The organism is Pseudomonas sp. GW822-FHT04C11 (assembly GCF_058800905.1).
Genome location: NZ_JBXAMS010000004.1, coordinates 410,279 through 427,753, shown reverse-complemented (window position 1 = coordinate 427,753; position 17,475 = coordinate 410,279). Strand labels below are relative to the sequence as shown.

At 58.3% G+C, this 17,475-nt stretch carries 18 protein-coding genes; 13 read left to right on the top strand and 5 right to left on the bottom strand.

Going from position 1 to position 17,475, the window contains the following annotated elements:
- Positions 1-158: 158 nt before the first annotated feature.
- The 4 genes from AC1RJ3_RS09735 to AC1RJ3_RS09720 all read left to right on the top strand — a co-directional run bounded on the left by AC1RJ3_RS09735 (position 159) and on the right by AC1RJ3_RS09720 (position 2,683).
- Positions 159-578 carry an RDD family protein gene (locus AC1RJ3_RS09735; protein ID WP_347929571.1) on the top strand — a complete coding sequence of 140 codons (420 nt, stop codon included), beginning with the start codon at positions 159-161 and terminating at the stop codon, positions 576-578.
- A gap of 151 nt (positions 579-729) precedes the next feature.
- Positions 730-1,290, top strand: a complete 561-nt coding sequence (locus tag AC1RJ3_RS09730; protein ID WP_103315123.1) for a hypothetical protein — start codon at positions 730-732, stop codon at positions 1,288-1,290.
- Between the two features lie 65 nt (positions 1,291-1,355).
- Entirely contained in the window at positions 1,356-1,766 is a 411-nt protein-coding gene (locus tag AC1RJ3_RS09725) for a hypothetical protein (protein WP_493078639.1), read from the top strand.
- Between the two features lie 527 nt (positions 1,767-2,293).
- The gene (locus AC1RJ3_RS09720; protein ID WP_493078637.1) at positions 2,294-2,683 is read left to right on the top strand and encodes a hypothetical protein; all 390 of its coding nucleotides are present in this window, start codon (positions 2,294-2,296) and stop codon (positions 2,681-2,683) included.
- Between the two features lie 375 nt (positions 2,684-3,058).
- Here AC1RJ3_RS09720 and AC1RJ3_RS09715 read toward each other — a convergent pair whose 3' ends face one another.
- Positions 3,059-3,670, bottom strand: a complete 612-nt coding sequence (locus AC1RJ3_RS09715) for a hypothetical protein (RefSeq protein WP_347929574.1) — start codon at positions 3,668-3,670, stop codon at positions 3,059-3,061.
- A 390-nt stretch (positions 3,671-4,060) separates the two neighbouring features.
- On the opposite strand from AC1RJ3_RS09715, the gene AC1RJ3_RS09710 reads away from it, so the two are divergent.
- Positions 4,061-4,288: a hypothetical protein gene (locus tag AC1RJ3_RS09710; RefSeq protein WP_103315127.1), complete on the top strand. Its 228-nt coding sequence runs from the start codon at positions 4,061-4,063 to the stop codon at positions 4,286-4,288.
- Positions 4,289-4,500: 212 nt separating this feature from the next.
- Here the strand turns inward: AC1RJ3_RS09710 and AC1RJ3_RS09705 are convergent, their stop codons facing one another.
- From AC1RJ3_RS09705 to pdxR, 3 genes are all read right to left on the bottom strand, one after another.
- Positions 4,501-5,766, bottom strand: coding sequence for an MFS transporter (locus AC1RJ3_RS09705; RefSeq protein ID WP_493078634.1), 1,266 nt, complete (start codon positions 5,764-5,766; stop codon positions 4,501-4,503).
- 38 nt (positions 5,767-5,804) lie between these two features.
- Positions 5,805-6,875: a sugar phosphate isomerase/epimerase family protein gene (locus AC1RJ3_RS09700; RefSeq protein ID WP_493078632.1), complete on the bottom strand. Its 1,071-nt coding sequence runs from the start codon at positions 6,873-6,875 to the stop codon at positions 5,805-5,807.
- A 112-nt stretch (positions 6,876-6,987) separates the two neighbouring features.
- Positions 6,988-8,496 carry a MocR-like pyridoxine biosynthesis transcription factor PdxR gene (pdxR, locus tag AC1RJ3_RS09695; protein ID WP_493078630.1) on the bottom strand — a complete coding sequence of 503 codons (1,509 nt, stop codon included), beginning with the start codon at positions 8,494-8,496 and terminating at the stop codon, positions 6,988-6,990.
- A 245-nt stretch (positions 8,497-8,741) separates the two neighbouring features.
- On the opposite strand from pdxR, the gene AC1RJ3_RS09690 reads away from it, so the two are divergent.
- From AC1RJ3_RS09690 to AC1RJ3_RS09660, 7 genes are all read left to right on the top strand, one after another.
- Positions 8,742-9,722, top strand: coding sequence for a quinone oxidoreductase family protein (locus AC1RJ3_RS09690; protein WP_493078628.1), 981 nt, complete (start codon positions 8,742-8,744; stop codon positions 9,720-9,722).
- A 14-nt stretch (positions 9,723-9,736) separates the two neighbouring features.
- Positions 9,737-10,585: a TauD/TfdA dioxygenase family protein gene (locus AC1RJ3_RS09685; protein ID WP_347929579.1), complete on the top strand. Its 849-nt coding sequence runs from the start codon at positions 9,737-9,739 to the stop codon at positions 10,583-10,585.
- A gap of 86 nt (positions 10,586-10,671) precedes the next feature.
- Positions 10,672-11,724 (top strand): beta-keto acid cleavage family enzyme, encoded by a 1,053-nt coding sequence (locus tag AC1RJ3_RS09680; protein WP_347929580.1) that lies wholly within the window; start codon positions 10,672-10,674, stop codon positions 11,722-11,724.
- A gap of 92 nt (positions 11,725-11,816) precedes the next feature.
- Positions 11,817-13,148, top strand: coding sequence for an MFS transporter (locus AC1RJ3_RS09675; RefSeq protein WP_493078625.1), 1,332 nt, complete (start codon positions 11,817-11,819; stop codon positions 13,146-13,148).
- On the top strand, positions 13,145-13,810 hold the full coding sequence (locus tag AC1RJ3_RS09670; protein WP_493078623.1) for a DsbA family oxidoreductase: 666 nt from the start codon (positions 13,145-13,147) through the stop codon (positions 13,808-13,810). The genes AC1RJ3_RS09675 and AC1RJ3_RS09670 overlap by 4 nt, the downstream gene beginning before the upstream one ends.
- Positions 13,807-14,133 carry a Rieske (2Fe-2S) protein gene (locus AC1RJ3_RS09665; protein WP_054596677.1) on the top strand — a complete coding sequence of 109 codons (327 nt, stop codon included), beginning with the start codon at positions 13,807-13,809 and terminating at the stop codon, positions 14,131-14,133. The genes AC1RJ3_RS09670 and AC1RJ3_RS09665 overlap by 4 nt, the downstream gene beginning before the upstream one ends.
- Entirely contained in the window at positions 14,130-15,140 is a 1,011-nt protein-coding gene (locus AC1RJ3_RS09660) for a YeiH family protein (protein ID WP_347929584.1), read from the top strand. Before AC1RJ3_RS09665 ends, AC1RJ3_RS09660 begins: the two co-directional genes overlap by 4 nt.
- A 263-nt stretch (positions 15,141-15,403) precedes the next feature.
- On the opposite strand, the gene AC1RJ3_RS09655 is transcribed toward AC1RJ3_RS09660, so the two are convergent.
- Positions 15,404-16,456, bottom strand: coding sequence for an AraC family transcriptional regulator (locus AC1RJ3_RS09655; RefSeq protein ID WP_493078621.1), 1,053 nt, complete (start codon positions 16,454-16,456; stop codon positions 15,404-15,406).
- Between the two features lie 353 nt (positions 16,457-16,809).
- Between AC1RJ3_RS09655 and AC1RJ3_RS09650 the strand changes: the two genes are divergently transcribed.
- Entirely contained in the window at positions 16,810-17,376 is a 567-nt protein-coding gene (locus AC1RJ3_RS09650; RefSeq protein WP_493078619.1) for an RBBP9/YdeN family alpha/beta hydrolase, read from the top strand.
- Positions 17,377-17,475: the final 99 nt, after the last annotated feature.

Here is a 17,475-nt window from a genome sequence, read left to right as displayed (position 1 = left end):
TTTGAAATACAAAACGCCCGATGCGGTGCATCGGGCGTTGAAGTGAAACAGGTGTAAACCTATTTCAGGACTAGACAATAGTCCTGTCAGGCGCATCAAAAATAAATCTGCCTACTTTTCAGTTATTTATTACAATGATCTGGCAGTCAAGAGATAACATGGAGTTCAGAATGGATGGGCGCGCACAGCAACACTCTCCCGATTTGGCCAGTCTGATCCGTCGATTAGCTGCTCAGATCATTGACTCAGTCATCGTCCTCTTTCTGATGTCTGTCAACATCATGGTTTTGAGCTTTGTAGGCCTGTACAGTATTGCCTCTCTCTCGGGTATGGTATTCGGCGGCGGATATTTTTTGTTTTCTGACGCTATCTGGGATGGTCAAAGCATTGGCAAAAAAATGATGAAGATTTCAGCTGTTGATGAGTTTAGTCTTTTAGGGTGCAGTTACCTTCAATCATTTAATCGTAATTTCCTGAAGTTTTCTCTGTCCTTAATAGACTGGATGTTCATATTTTTTGGATCCCGGAAAAGATTGGGGGATATGCTCGCATCGACAGTGGTGATCAACGTGAAATAGACGTCATGTCTGTCGGCATCGTAGAATATTAAATGCGGTCCCTTCTTCTCACGGCTGCTGATGAAGTGCAAAAGGAACAGGCAACGTTGTCTGCTCCTGAGACACCCCAGTCGGGCGGCAAGTAATTTTTAATGATGTACATGGAGTGTTCATGAAAAAAACTTCACTGCTGATGTTGAGCCTGATTCTGACGTTGCCAGGGTGTAAATCCAACGTCAGAGACTCTTCCCCCAGTTTGCTCAATAACGGCATCCAACTGCACCAGGACAAAGTGACCGTCGATACGCAACACGCCAAGGTCATCATGAAAGCGTCGGGTGCCACCTTCCCAGTTGAGTTTTCGATCAGGCGCGCAACGGATCCTGACCAGCGAATGGATGTGCAGGGAACTGTTGCGGATACCGGCCGGGGCAAGGTGTTTGGCTGGATTGCCACGCTCAACGAAACGGTCCACAGCGCCACTTTGAAGCACTTCCCGCAGTTGGAAGTACAAGCCGACGCCGATCAACCGTTCGTGGTATCAGGTTACGCCAGTGGCGAGAGCATTGGCAGTCGCTACCGATGTGGCCCGGTCAGAAGCACTTTCACACCGGAACGAAGCAAGGTCTATCTGGTGGAGTTTCAGTTTGTGGATGACCGCTGTGAACAGCATGTCTACGATGTCACTCAGTCAGAAACGCGTATTCCCGTCGCGAGCGTACCGGGCCTTTGAGACCGATTTAAGTCAACGCTGAGCCATCGCAACACACAGAATCCATTTGAAGAAGGAAGCACTACGTGAAACGGAATTTTTCCCTGAGCCTTATCGTCCTGGCTGCAACGTTAGGTGGCTGCGCCGCCAACAAGCCGGCCAACGATCCATCCTTGATTGGTTCGTGGAAAGGTCTGCGGGCAGAAAACGGCAAATGCCAGTTCCTATCCTGGAACAATGACTTCAAGCCCGACGGCAGCTTCACCATCACCTTTTTCCGGGATGCCCAGCAGACCCAGCCGATTCAAACCGAACATGGCCGCTGGTCGGCCGCCAATGGCAAGAACGAATTGAGAACTGATGGAGTGCGTTTGCCAGATGTCTACACCTACAAGTTGATCGATGCCGACACGGTGCATTACGTGAATGTGGCGTCAGACCCTTCCGGCGATTGCCAGGAAGATTATGAGTTCACTGAGCGCCGCATTCGCGGTTAAGCCTGCCTGTACGAGCAGCCATAGAGCTGCGCGGGTGACGTACATCTAAAAGGGGTGACACCGTTTGCGCTGTCGAACTTGTGGGTGGCGCGTAGATATTTACTGACGAGTGCGAGAGAGGTGCGCCTGTAATGTGGGGAATGGTTGCCGCGAGGTGCTCGCAGTGGCTAAAAACACAGAAATGAGCGAGTGACCTGATCGTCTTTGATTGATTCGCCGCGTTCAAGATCGGCAGAGGCTGGAGTCAGCCAGAAATACATGACTACTTCAGACCCTCCCTGGCTGCTGCGGCTCTTTCATTGGTTCGTGACGGCGTGATCAGGCTTGACGACACTGTGTACCCGAGGGCTATTCACTCTGCGTCAACTACTGAGCCATCAGGCTTATGCCCTGACAAGGCGTTCGGTAAAAATACATCCGTCGAAATAGACGTTGACAGTGAAATAAACGAGGCCCGGTTGACGGGGGGCGATTGTCGAATGACACGTTTTATTCGTTAATCAGGGCCTTTGTTCGCATGATTCATCATGTTGCTGGTAATTGATTTCAAGTTATTGCCGCGGCGCTACTTTTTTGTTAGATTGCGCGCCTCAAAAATTAACCAGGGACGTGTTATGTTTTTTATTATTTGGCAAGGCTGGGGTGTTCTTTCGATTCTTATCCCGCTGCTCTGCATGGTGCCTTTCGCTGGGCTCTTCAATGGGCTTGGGCTGGGAGTCGGTCTATTGGTTGGTGCGGCCGTCAACGCCTATATTGGCCACAAGCTGAATAACCAGCCGGGCAAAACCTACATAGATAAAAACACGGGTGGCGAAGTGATCTTTCGCAAGAAACACACGTTGTTTTATGTGCCCATGCAGTATGTGTCAGTGCTGTGGGCCGTGGTGGGTGTATTTGCGTTGTTTAGTGCGCTCTAAGGAAAGACTGAAGTACCTACCGATTTTTCATGCCCTCGCTACTTGAGGTTCAAAAAATCATGAGTTGGTCGAAAAACAGATCTTTCCTGTCCTTAACTCATGGATCTTTCCTCTAGTCGTACTGTTTCAGGGGGATTGGTCCACGCTACGGGCGCTTACCCACTTTGGTGTCTCCCGTATCGCCGCAGACGTAAGTTTCTTCGCCATGAAGCGACTGATCGAGCTGTGTCACGTTCGCCATATTGTTTGCGCATTGCGAAAGCCATCAGGTACATGCCATCCGATCTACTGATTGACGCCAGACGTTGAACATGGAGCTCGGGGGCATGTTTTACTCTGGTCACGTAAACGTCTAGCCAGTAGGCATCAGCGTGTTTATTCCACAATCGTATGTACATCCTCCTTGCTCAAACAGACCGACAACTGCTGACCTTCCTTGCTGAAGGCGCAATAGGGCAATGCCTGCTGCTTGAGGAAGGTCAGTGGCACGGCTATAAAAAATGCGCTCAACGTTGCTGCAGCCACGGTTTTCCCGAATATTTTCAGCCCGGAGAGTGACGCGTTTCTGGACGCCGTTTTTGCCCTGGAACGGGCATACAAACCGCTGGCCAGGATCGCTGCACCGATCAGCATGGCAATCGTGATATCGGCCTGTACGGGGCTGTAAAGCAGATTGCCGTTGGCATCGTCCGGGTAGTTCAATTGCCACCAGCCACCGATGCACAGCGGCACAAGCCCGGCGGTGATCCAGGCGAGAATCGACCCCGGCAGCCGTAGCAGGATGGCCACTATCAGGCCGAGGGTGGCAACGGCCCAGCCGCTGAGAAACAGTTGGGTGGACATGGCACCGCCGAACAGGGTACCGCCGACATCCTTGGGCGTCAGAAGGGTCCAGTCGTAGAAAACGATGTGCAGAAGCACACCCCCTACGGCAATCCAGCTCATCGGGAAGTAAAGCCATAACCATCGGGTGTTGGAGCGAAGCATTGTCTTACTCATGCTGGGGGACGAGAACGTGTCAGAGATGTGCATGAATGAGAGAGGGTGCCAGGCATCAGCACTATCACTGAACGTGTGGCGTTCAGATTCGGAATAACACACATCTTCCTTTTTGTGTTTTGGGCACCAGTTTGTAATGTGCTCATGCGCATTGTATATGCTTGTTGATCCGGTGAGGGTTGAACGCTTGAGCGTACTTTCGGGCGAGAGGACATGCGGCCAGTGAAGTCCTTTCCGGCTTAATGTGAGATCAGCATGACCAAAAAGCCCTGCAGGTTTACGCGTGCAGGGCTTTTCTCGTTTTCGGCCCCAGGGAGCATGATTCATTGACCTTGGGATTGATCTACGCTTAATGCTCTACAGAGAGGGTTGCGTGTCATGAGCGAAGATCGTGTGGTAGCGCTTGAGATAGCGCTTAAAACGGTAATGGCCGTCGCTGGGCGACAAGGCGTGGCAGCCGACGAGCTGTGCAGGAAGTCAATTCGCGCAATCATTAGTGACCCCGAGTTTAATTGGGTCAAGCCCGACCATGCTGAAGATGCCATCGCCGAGATTGAAATGGCTCAAGCTGCCATTGCGCACCTGTCTCTACCCTCGGCGAAATAAGCGGGTGTGGATCGGGCAGAAGCTCGTTTGAGTTGATCGATCATCGTGGTCGGTAGACCGCGTGGCGTCAGCGTGACCGTCCGGATAGCTTCCGGCCGCGACGTGAATACTCACGTGGATAACGAGGTTGCTGCAGGGGCGATCCGCTGCCCATGCAGCACCTGTTTCAGGACGAGGCACTACGGCCCGGTTTCCGCTAACCGCGCCGATGTTCAGGTTCGCACTGCGCTGACTTCGCCGGTGGTCGTGGCGTTATTGCGGACAGCCTGATACAGCAGGCTGGACACCATGAACCCAAGAATGGCCAATACGCTCATCAAACTGAAGACATAGTTGTAGCCTTGCTGGCCGGGGAAATGGTCGAGGATTGCACCATAGATGACGTAGGCGAACATGCCTGGCGCATAGCCGATCAGACAACCAATACCGAAGGCTGAGCCGGTGATGTGCTGGGGAATGCCGATTTCACCCATGGGCGCCCAGAACACACCGCGCATGGAAAAAACTATCAGCGCGAAGGAGAGGGTGGCGGCCATGCCCGCGTAGATGAAACTCGGGCTTTTCGGGATAAGCATGATCACGCCCATCAGCGGCAGCAAAGCCAGGAACGCCCATTTCAGATAGCGGCTGGTGCTCTTGAACTGTTTGTCGGCAATGAAGCCTCCGGCAGGCCCGCCGAGGATCTTGAGAAAGTACTGATTGATGATGCCGTAGGCGCCCACCAGTGCCACGGGCAGTTCGTACATGTCCTTGAGGTAGGGAATGAAATAGGTCAGGCCGCAGTAGACGATGTAGACCATGAACACGTTGAGGCTGACCAGCCAGATACCCGGGACCTTGATGGCCTCGAGCAGGTTCGACAGACCGTTCTTCGGCTTGGCGCTCGACTGCGCGGTGCCGCCCTTGAGCAGGAACCAGGTCAGGGTGCCGGCAAGAATGTCGATGACCGAGTAAAACAGGATCGCCGATTTCAGACCGGCCTCACCGGAGCCCATGGCGACGAAGACGCCCAGCGCAGAAAAGGCGACCAGGGTATCAATGACCCCACGCCCGCCTTCCAGAAGACCGAACAACCGACCCTGCTCCTGATCGTCACCCAGGTTGCGGATGGCCTTGAGCAGTGAAGGCCAAAAGATGCAATCGGCGCAGACGGCCAACAGGCTGAACACGATCAGCAGGTTGCTGAAGGGCGGGAAGGTCGCAAGGTAGAGCCCCAGGCTGCCGGTGCCGAGCAGGCCGATGGGAATCAGCTTGCGTGTGTCGTATCGGTCCGCCAGCAGGCCGCCGACGACAAACAGCGCGGTGGCGATAATGGCGTTGGCGCTCAGCAGCAAGCCGATTTCAGTATGGGTCAATCCCATGAACGTTTGCATCGGCACATAGAAGGCGTCTTTGAGGTTCGCCAACTTGTAGATGGTGCCGCCACCGAGGATGAGAATCAGGAATCTGAGCCATTTGGCCTTGTCACGAGTTGTCATTATTGTTCTCCAGGCGTAATCGGGTAGTAACGTCAGGTTCAGGCGTTTGCGCGGTTATCCAGGGTCAGTTCGGCCAGGGTCCGGAACTCGGCCAGCAGACCTCGTACATAGGCAACCTGGTTGTTTGCCCAGCGGTGTTCATCGGCCAGCATTCGCTCCAGCGAGTAGCCGACTGGCAGCGGCGTTTCACTCATTTCCCGATAGGCAATGAACGGGTCGGCAGCCTCGAAGGTCTGGCGGAATGCCGGGGCGACGTAGTGGTTTTCCTGCTCGAGGATGAATGCAATCACTTGCGGGGTTGATTCGCCGAGCATCAGCAATTCGAACAACATGCGTGCGCTGGGCAGGTCATCTTCGTCACAACCCTGCAGCACGCCGTAATGGCCGAAGCCGTTTTGCTCGGGGACGATGCGCACGCCCTTGAGGTGGGTCTGGCGTATGTGCGGCGCCAGGGTACGGAGCGCCGGCAGGGGCTGTTCGCAGGCGTTGATCATGTTGCCGAAGTCGAACAAGGCATGCAGTCGAGGATGGTTGAGGCGGTTCAGCAGGTGCGCGATTTCGGCACTCTTGAGTTCTTCATGCTGCTCGAAGTCGAAGAACAGATCGTGCTCGTCAGCTTGCTGCGCGAGGTAATGCAGGTCTGATTCGATCACGTCCATGACCCGTGACAGCGTGCCCTCGTAGCGCGAGTAAACACGGATGTTGCGCACCCCGAGGGCCTTGGCAATACCGATAACCTGATCGACGTCTTTTTTCAGTGTGCTGCTGATTTCCAGGTGCACATCCAGTGCGAGCGCATGGGCCTTCTCGGCAAACGCTCGAAGTTGCGCGGGTGTCATTTGACTCAGGCTGTTTTCCTCACCGTCGAGCAAGTGCAGGCTCAGCCCCTGCAACTCGTGGCGATAGGCGAAGTCCAGCAGGTCGGCAGGCGTGACGCGGCCATGGGTGAGGTTGGTCAGCAAGGGGTAGGCATGGGCAAACAGGCGCACCTGCCCAAGTCGGTCGAGCAACTGGCGGGCCAGTGCTTCAGTCAGTGCGGGAGGTGCCCCGGCCTCGACAGCCTTATGGCTGAGCAAGGCATGGAATCGTTCCTGGATCTTATTGTTCATTCGAGTCATTCCTGGTTCAGACGCCGGGTCTGCCGGCGCAGCCTTTATCGCGCCAGTCAGGAACTCTCGATAGATCCATTATCAGTTAAATCATAAGACCACTTGCCTTGCCTCAAGTGGCCTGCTGCAGGCAGCCCATGTCGGACAAGGCCTGGGCCAGTGCTTCGACGCGCTCCTCGGCCTGGCTTTCAGGCGTGCCGGCAAAGCCGATCAACAGGGCCGGTGGCAGGACATGTTCAAGGCAGTAGTCGCTCAGGGCATACGTGTGGATGTTGTGCCGGGCCAGTTCCTTGGCGATGGCATCGTCATCCAGCTCCTCTGGCAACCAGGCGATCAGGTGCATGCCGGCTTCCACCGGGGTGATCTTGAAGAAACCGCCCAGCCGTTGCTGCAGCTGCTCGACCAGTGCTTTCTGGCGAGCCTGGTACAGCGCACGCATACGGCGGATGTGCCCAAGGAAGTGGCCTTCGCGCATGAAGTCTGCCGTCACGGCCTGGAGCAGCGTGGGCGGGCTGCGATCCATGACCGCCCGCAAGGTACAGAAGGGTTCGATCAAGGCCTGCGGCAGTATCACGTAACCCAGTCGTAGCGAGGGGAACAGGACTTTGCTGAACGTTCCGACATAGATCACCCGAGCCCATTGGTCCATCGCATAGAGCGCAGGCAGGGGGCGGCCGTTGTAGTGAAACTCACTGTCGCAGTCGTCCTCGATGATCCAGCTTTGGTTGTGCGCAGCCCAGTCGATGAGTTCATGGCGCCGCGCATAACTCATGGTGACGCCCAGGGGATGCTGGCGAGACGGCGTGGTAAACACCAGGCGGGCGTCAGGGCACTGAGCCAGGCCTTGCTGGATGTCGATCCCCTGTTCGTCGATACGCAGCGGGACCACCAGACCACCCTGGGCCTGGAGCGCGATTCGCGCCGCGATATGCCCCGGATCCTCCATCCACACGCTGTCCTGTGGATTGAGCAACAGCATGCCCAGCAGGTTAAAGGCCTGTTGGGCGCCGGAAACGATGACCACTTGCTCGGCACTGCAGTCGATGCCTCGGGCATCAAAGACGTATTCGGCAATCGCCTTGCGCAGAGCCAGCAAGCCTTGCAGTTCGCCATAGCCGAGCATGGCCTTGGTCGGCTTGTGCAGGTGGCGGTTCATCAGGCGCTTCCAGATGTGTTGCGGGAACGCGTCGTAAGTGCTGTGGCTGGGCAGGAACGAGGTAGGGCTTGCCGGATCCCAGTCGGCATAGCTAACTCCTCGAAAATGATCGCTGCGCAACGACAGCATGGACTGGCTCAGATCGGACAGGCGGGGAGGCTGGCGCTGCCGTTCATCGTCGGCCATTCCACGGTTTTCCCACTCATTGCCGACATAGGTACCGGCCCCGGTCCGTGACGCCAGAAAACCTTCGGCAATCAGCTGATCGAAGGCATTGAGGATGGTGATCCGCGACAGTGCGAGCTCTTTGCTCAAGGTCCGGGTTGACGGCAGGCGCACGCCCCCTTGAATTTTTCCACTGAGAACCTGTTGGCGAATCTGCAAATAGAGTTGGCGGTACAGGGGGATGGAGCTGGCACGGTCCAGCTCAATACCCGACAGCAGCAAACCTGCAGGGGATTTCATGACTTGCTCGTCTGGATGGGGAGTGGTTTGACCTGGAACACCGTCAGGCACCGAGGTGCGCAGGGTATCGAGAGGCACTGGATAAGTCATCCATCGCAGGCGTTGATGCCGCGCCCCCGGTAGCTGTCACGAAATGAAAAGCCATTGTCGTCTGATGAGAAGCGGCCCGTCAGACTGCGTCCTAGAGTCCAATCAGCGCCAATCGACGCGACACGCCAATATTGCAGACTGGAGAATAAGACAACATGGCCAAAGCCGTACGCTTCTACGAAACCGGTGGTCCCGACGTTCTTCGTTATGAAGAGGTCGACGTCGGCGAACCCGGTCCAGGCCAGGTCCGTCTTCGTCATGTGGCAGTCGGCCTGAACTATGCCGACACCTACTTTCGCAATGGCACTTACCCGATTCCGATGCCCAATGGCATGGGGGTTGAAGCTTCCGGTGTGGTCCAGGCCATCGGCGAGGGGGTTACCAAGGTACAGGTCGGCGACCGCGTCACCTACACCGGGTTTCTCAATACATTGGGGGCCTACAGCACTGAGCGGCTGATCCCGGCCGCGCCGCTGATCAAGCTGCCGGAAACCATCAGTTTCGAGACGGCCGCGGCCATGACCATGCGCGGCCTGACATCGTCGTACCTGATGCGGCGCATTTACGATTTCAAGGCTGGCGACAGCATTTTGCTACACGCTGCTGCCGGTGGTGTGGGCCTGATCGTTTCGCAGTGGGCCAAGCTGCTCGGCCTGACGGTCATCGGTACCGTGTCCACCGAGGTCAAGGGTGAAATCGCCCGGGCCCATGGCTGCGACCATGTCATCAACTACAGCCATGAAGACGTCGCTCAGCGCGTTCGCGAATTGACTGATGGTGTTGGGGTCAACGTGGTGTTCGACAGTGTTGGCAAGAATACTTTCATGGGCTCCCTGGATTCGCTCAAGCGCCGCGGCCTGATGGTGTGCGTCGGCACGGCGTCCGGCCCGATCCCGGCGTTCGATCCGGTGCTGCTGGCAATGAAAGGCTCGCTGTTCATGACCCGCCCGGCTCTGGCGGACTACATCGCCGACCCGGCGGAAAAAGCCGCCCTGGCGGGTGAACTGTTCGACCTCGTCGGCAGCGGTCGAATCAAGATCGAGATTAACCAGCACTATGCTTTGCAGGATGCCGTGCAGGCTCATCGCGACCTGGAGTCACGCAAGACCACGGGTTCATCAATCTTCGTCATTTAAGGGAGTCGCCCTCCATGAAAGTCGAACAGTTGACCTGCAGCATTGGCGCGGAACTGATTGGCGTGAACCTCGCTGACGCCCTCCATGACGACGGTCTTTTTGCCGAGATTCGGGTTCAGTTGCTCAAACATCGGGTGGTGTTCCTGCGTGATCAGGACATCAGCCGCGCCGAGCATGTGGCCTTCGCCCGTCGCTTCGGCGAGCTGGAGGATCATCCGGTGGCTGGCAGTGACCCGGATCATCCAGGCCTGGTGCGCATCTACAAGCGCCCGGACCAGCCGATGGACCGCTACGAGAACGCCTGGCACACCGATGCAACCTGGCGCGAAGCGCCGCCGATGGGCTGCGTATTGCGTTGTGTGGAGTGTCCACCGGTTGGGGGCGACACCATGTGGGCCAACATGGTGGAGGCCTACGCGCGCTTGCCGGATGACATCAAGGTGAAGATTGCCGATCTGCGCGCCCGCCACAGTATCGAAGCGAGCTTTGGTGCCGCCATGCCGATCGAAAAACGCCTGGCGCTCAAGGCGATGTACCCGGATGCCGAGCACCCGGTGGTGCGTACCCACCCGGAAACCGGGGAAAAGGTGCTGTTCGTCAACGCCTTTACCACCCACTTGAGTAACTACCACACCCCTGAGCGGGTACGTTTTGGCCAGGACGCCAACCCCGGCGCGAGCGAGTTGCTGCGCTACCTGATCAGCCAGGCGTACATCCCCGAGTATCAGGTGCGCTGGCGCTGGAAACCCAACAGCATCGCCATCTGGGACAACCGCAGTACCCAGCACTACGCCGTCATGGATTACCCGCCGTGCCACCGCAAGATGGAACGTGCCGGGATCATCGGCGACAAGACTTACTGATCGACCGTCTCTGCATTCGTACTTGCTACAGGCTTGCCCGGCACGTCCCCGGCGTGGGCGTACAACCATAATAAAAGGAGTAACTCATGCAATTCTTCGACGATTCCCTGCACCCGGAAAACATGGAAAAAGTGGTCATCACCGTGGCCCCGTATGGCCCTGAGTGGATGCCGGAAGACTTCCCCGAAGACATCCCGCTGACCATGGATGAGCAAGTGCAGAAAGCGGTCGATTGCTATGAGGCCGGTGCCACGGTGTTGCACCTGCATGTGCGCGAACTGGACGGCAAGGGTTCCAAGCGCCTGTCCAAGTTCAACGAGTTGATCGCCGGTGTGCGCGAAGCTGTGCCGGACATGATCATCCAGGTCGGTGGTTCGATTTCTTTCGCGCCCGAAAGCGATGGTGAAGCCGCCAAGTGGCTGTCTGACGATACGCGCCACATGCTGGCGGAGCTGACGCCAAAACCGGATCAGGTCACGGTGGCGATCAACACCACTCAGATGAACATCATGGAGCTGCTGTATCCGGAATACCTGGAAGGCACGTCCCTGGCGAATCCGGCCTATCAGGCGGCCTATAGCGAGATGACCGTACCAGCAGGCCCGGCCTGGGTGGCGGAGCATTTGCGGCGGCTGATGGCGGCGGGTGTGCAGCCGCATTTCCAGCTGACCGGCATGCATGCCATGGAAACCCTGGAGCGCCTGGTGCGCAAGGGCGTGTACATGGGGCCGTTGAACCTGACCTGGATCGGCATCGGCGGTGGTTTCGATGGCCCCAATCCGTTCAACTTCTTCAACTTTGTCCACCGCGCGCCGGACGGCTGCACCTTGACCGCCGAATCGCTGCTCAAGAACGTGCTGCCGTTCAATGTCATGGCGCTGTCCATGGGGCTGCACCCACGCGTGGGTATCGAAGACACGATCATTGATCAGAAGGGCAGACGGTTCAGCTCCGTGCAGCAGATCGAGCAAACCGTGCGTGTCGCCCATGAGCTGGGGCGCGAAATCGCCAGCGGCAAAGAAGCCCGTGAGATCTACCGCATCGGTGTGCAGTACCAGAGTATCGAAGAAACCCTGTTGGCCAACGGCATGGCCCCCAACCGCAAGGCTGGCCAGAAAGGTGTGCCGCAACGCGGCTGACCGGCAACAAAGGCGGGAGGCCGATGGCCTTCCGTTCGCTGCATTGCAACACGCTCGATAACAACAATAAAACAAAGTTTCGAGGAGGCTGCATGGCCTTTCACCCAATCGCCGCGGACGATGACGACGCCAGTGGTGTCGGTATTGCGCGCCAATATGCCTGGATTGTCTTTGCACTGACGTTCGGCCTGTTGATTTCCGATTACATGTCGCGTCAGGTGCTGAACGCGGTGTTCCCGATGCTCAAGGGCGAGTGGGCCCTGAGCGACGGCCAGCTCGGCCTGCTCAGTGGCATTGTCGCCTTGATGGTGGGGCTGCTGACATTTCCGCTGTCGTTGCTGGCGGATCGCTTCGGACGGGTAAAAAGCCTGGCGCTGATGGCCCTGTTGTGGAGCCTCGCCACCCTGGGTTGCGCCTTGGCGCAGGACTACCAGCAGATGTTCATGGCCCGGTTCATGGTGGGTGTTGGCGAAGCGGCTTACGGCAGCGTCGGTATCGCGGTAGTGATTTCGGTCTTTCCCAAACACATGCGCGCAACCCTGGCCAGCGCCTTCATGGCAGGTGGCATGTTCGGCTCGGTGCTGGGTATGGCTCTGGGCGGTGTACTCGCTGCCAAGTTGGGCTGGCGCTGGTCGTTCGCCGGTATGGCGCTGTTCGGCCTGCTGCTGGCGGTGCTTTACCCGATCATCGTCAAGGAAGCGCGCATCGCCCCGCAACGCGCGGCTCAAGCGGCGAACAAGGTGGCTGCCGCCGTCAAGCGCCCGCTGAGTACGCTGTGTTCCAGCCGTTCAGTGATCGCGGCCTATATCGGCAGTGGCTTGCAACTGTTCGTCGGTGGCACCGTGATTGTGTGGATGCCCAGCTACCTCAATCGTTATTACGACATGGCAACGGACAAGGCCGGCGGTGTCGCGGCGATCATCGTGCTGTGCAGCGGGGCGGGGATGATTCTGTGCGGCATGCTCAGCGACCGGCTGTGTCGGCACTCGCCGGAGCGCAAGGTCGCCCTGGCCATCGCTTATTGCCTGGGTAGTTGCCTGTTGCTGTCGGCGGCGTTCGCCTTGCCGGCGGGGCCTGCGCAATTGGCGCTGATATGCCTGGGCATGCTGATTGCCGCTGGCACCACCGGACCTGCCGGGGCGATGGTTGCCAACCTGACCCACCATTCGGTCCACGGCACGGCCTTCGCCACGCTGACCCTGGCCAACAATATGCTCGGTCTGGCCCCGGGGCCATTCATCACCGGCAGGGTGTCCGACGTCATCGGCTTGCAGGCTGCTTTTCAATGGGTGCCGCTGGTCAGCATCGCGGCAGCGGCGGTGTTCTTTTATGCCAAGTGTCATTACCACAAGGATATCGCCCGGCTTGCGGGTGAGCGGGTCAACGATTCGATTAGTGAAGCTGTGTCAGAGGTGAAGGTGTGAGCGGTCGTTTACGGATTGACGTGTTCTTCGATTTTATCTGCCCGTGGTGCCTGATCGGTAAGCGCCAACTGGAATGTGCGCAGGATTTGCTGCGCATCCAGCAACCGGAGGTGGATATCACTACGGTGTGGCACGGGGTGCAGTTGTTGCCACAACTGCCGGTACAAGGTGAGCCCTTCGTCGAGTTCTATCTCAAGCGTCTGGGCAGCGCCGAAGCCGTACGCATGCGCCAGGCCCAGGTGCAGCAGGCCGCGATGGCGGTGGGGGTGCCCATCGACCTGAGCCGCATCGCCACCATGCCCAATACTGCTGATGCCCATCGCTTGCTGGAGCGTGCCGCTGTGCTGGGCAGTACGGCACAACGTGATGTCTTGCTTGAGCGGCTGTTCGCCGCTTACTTCCAGTATGGCGAGGACCTGGGTTGCCCTGAGACCTTGATCGCCATCGCCCGGGCGTGTGGCTTCGACGCTGATGCCATGGCCTCCGTTCTGCAAGGTGACGGCGATCCTTACGTCGGCAACGAGGCAGGCGCTGGCAGTGGCGTGCCGAGTTTTCAATTCGACCGTCGTTTGACGGTGGTCGGCGCGCAGCCTGCCGACGTACTGCTTGGCGCCATGGGCGAAGCCTTGCTCGATAGCCATCGCTCACGGCTGCCAGCATGAATCGGCGTGTACCCGTGCCCGCCGGAAAACTCCCGCAGGCGGGTGGCCGTGCGCTAATTGAATTCGAGAGTAAAAGCCTGGCGTTGTTCAACGTCGAGGGCGACTTGTTCGCCATCGACGACAGCTGCCCGCATCAGGGCGCCTCGCTGTGCGGCGGGCGCCTTGAGGGGAGGGTGATTCAATGCGGCGCCCATGGCCTGCGCTTCGATCTGCGCAGCGGTTACCTGCTCAATTCAACCCAGCTCAAAGTCGCCAGCTACCCAGTCGAGGTCGTCGACGGCCAGACGTTCATCGTCATCATTTCTGAGGAGTCCGCGCCATGAGCGTCATTGCTCTCACTCATATCCATAGTCGCACGCGCGAATTGGCGCCGGGTTTCGTTGTCAGTCTGATCGTTGCAGCGGCAGCCTCCTTTTTGTCCGAGCATTACGGTGCGCCGGTGATGCTGTTCGCATTGTTGCTGGGCATGGCGCTCAACTTCCTGGCCAGTGACGGCGCGTGCAAGGCCGGCATCGAGTTCACCGCTCGCACCGTGTTGCGCATTGGTGTGGCCTTGTTAGGCATGCGCATTACGCTCGAACAGATCGCCGCGCTGGGCTGGAAGCCTTTTGCTCTGGTGGTGATTCTGGTGGTGGTGACGATCGGCGTGTCGGTAGTCGCGGCCAAGGCGCTGGGCTTTCAGCGCTTGTTCGGCATGCTCACCGGTGGGGCTACCGCGATCTGTGGCGCCTCGGCTGCGATGGCGCTGGCGGCGGCGCTGCCCAATCATCCGCAGAAGGAACGTGCCACGCTGTTCACCGTCATAGGGGTGTCGGCGCTGTCCACTACGGCGATGATCCTTTACCCGATGATTGCCAACTGGCTGTCGTTGTCGCCACAAGTTGCAGGGATGTTCCTGGGCGGTACCATCCACGATGTTGCCCAGGTAGTCGGTGCCGGTTACAGCCTGTCGACCGAGACCGGCGACATAGCCACTGTGGTCAAGCTGATGCGGGTCGCCATGCTGTTGCCGGTGATCCTCTGCGCAACCCTGATCACGCGTATGCAAGGCGCCGACACCTCCGGCAAACGGCCACCGTTGCTGCCGTGGTTTGCCGTCGGCTTTCTGCTGCTGGCCTGTATCAACAGCACGGGATGGGTGGCGCCGGCGGTGCAGGGCTCGGTCAACGAACTGTCGCGCTGGAGCCTGGTGGTTTCCATCAGCGCGTTGGGCATGAAGACTCAGCTCAAGGAGCTGGCCGCCGTCGGCATCAAGCCGATCCTGCTGATGGTGGGGGAGACGGTGTTTCTCGCGGTCCTGGTGCTGCTGTTGCTGCACTGGGGACTCTAAGCCCGGCCAAGCCTCAATGCTGTCCAGTTGATACCCTGTGGCGAGGGAGCTTGCTCCCGCTGGGGTGCGTAGCAGCCCCAAAACAGTCGTCGCGTACTTTCTGAAAAACCGCAGTCGCCTTGTTGGGGGCGCTTCGCACCCCAGCGGGAGCAAGCTCCCTCGCCACAGGGCTTTTGGGCGGTGTCATGAACATCGGTTCTTTCGCGGCGACTGTGCCAGCAGTTGCCGTTTTTTTTGCAATCCCAGCGTCCAATTCAATGGGTTCAGGGTTTGATGGAACCAGGCAGTGTGGTCGGGTTCATTGGTGCTTTGGCCGCCTGTTTTTGTGCACTGCGCCACGCGGCGGGTGGCATGCCGAACTGGGTGATGAACCAACGTGTGAAGGAACTCGCCATGGAGTAGCCGAGCATGTCGGCGATCCGACCCAGCGAATAATTCGGGTTTTCCAGGTAGCGCAGCACCAGGTCGCGGCGCACGTCGTTGATCAGGTCGTTGAAGGCGCAGCCGTCGTCTTTGAGGCGTCGCTGCAAGGTCCGAACATTCATGCCCTGGGTCTGGGCAATTTGCTCGATGGTGGCGCGTCCCATCGGCAACAGCAGGTAGATGGCTTTGCGCACCTCGAACAGCATCGACGGCCCTTCGTGGCTCAGCAGCGAGTCGAGGTAGCTCTGGGCGTAGCGAGCCATGGCCGGATCAGCATGGGGGTTGGTCATGTCGAGGCTGGCATCGGAACAGACAATGCCATTGAACTCGCTGCCGAACTCCAGGTTGCAGCCGAACAGGCGACGATGCAGTTGCAGGTTGTCGGGGGGCTGGTGCGTGAAGTTGACGCTGTAGGGATGCCAGTGCGTGCCGAGCAGCGCCGCGCACAGGCGGAACATCACGCCGATTGCAAGCTCAGTGGCCTGTCGGCTGGGCATCGGTGATTCGGTGACCACCTCTTCGCGGATGATCACCATCTTGCCGGCCTCTTCAATGAAGATGGCCAGCGAATCGTTCATCAGATGACGGTAATGCACTACGACCTGCAAGGCATCACGCAGCGTGCGCTGGTGGCTGAGCAGCAGGCTGACCACGCCGAAGTCCGAGAGCTGACGCGACTCGGCCATGCTCAGGCCGAAGTTCTGACAGCCGCTGGCGGCGGCCGACTCTTCCAGCAGACGCACCGCGGCATCGATGGGAATACGGTGTTCAGGGGCTTGCAACTGGGCTTTGCTCAGGCCGACGGCCGCCAGTAAATCGCGCGGGTTGAACCCCAGGTATTGGGTGACCTCCAGGTAGTTGGTCAAGACAGCGGCGCGAACAAGCTTGGTCATGCGAAGGTCTTTCCTGGGCAGATTCCGATGGAAATGAGCATGGCGACTATATCCAGCACTTCATCGATTGAACAGTTGCGACGTCATCGATGGCGCTCCTCCGGATCTGTCGGGATTGACCACCGACTTATGCGGCAATCGACGCTGACCCGTTGATTACCGCGGTCTTGATCGGACCTGTCGGTTTTTTTACCAGCGCTCGCGCCACGCTAACGCCTGGAAATCTGTCATCAAAAGAAAAGTGACTGACGTCCAATGAAAAGCGCCTCGGGTGGGCGCTCTTTAATGTCAGTCCTACAAAAAGCCCCTGGCGATAGAGCCAGTCGAGTCATCGAGAAAGCGAAGGTGTTGATGTGGACAAACTGCAGACTGCCGCAACCGTTCTGATCGTACCGGGCCTGCGCGAGCACGTTGCCGAACATTGGCAAACGCTGCTTGAGGCCCGCCTGAGCAAGGTGCGCAGTGTGCCGCCGCTTGAAACCGACAAGCTCGACTGCAGCAAGCGGGTCCAGGCGATCCAGCAGGAACTTGAGCAGATCGAAGGGCCGGTGATTCTGGTGGCCCACAGTGCCGGTGTGTTGATGGTCGCGCACTGGGCGGCTCGACACCGTCGCCCGATCAAGGGCGCGCTGCTGGCCGCGCCACCGGACCTTGATGCCAGTTGGCCGCCAGGCTACCCATCCACTGAAACCCTGCGTACCCAGGGTTGGAATCCTCTACCCAAAGAGCCTCTGCCGTTCCGCAGCCTGATGGCCGCCAGTACCAACGACCACCTCGCCAGTCTGGAAGCCGTCACTCGCCTGGCTGAGGGCTGGGGTAGCGAACTGCTCACCCTGGGTGACGTGGGTCATCTCAATCCGGCAGCGGGCTATGGCCGCTGGCCGCAAGCCGAAGCACTCATCCTGGAGTTGGACCGCTAGTTCAGGCGCCGGTTGGCCGCAGGCCTTCGGCAATTGCCCTCATTCCTGAAAAACGCAAACCACTGGAACAAGCGGTTGCGTGAGGGCGGCTGCGCTTAA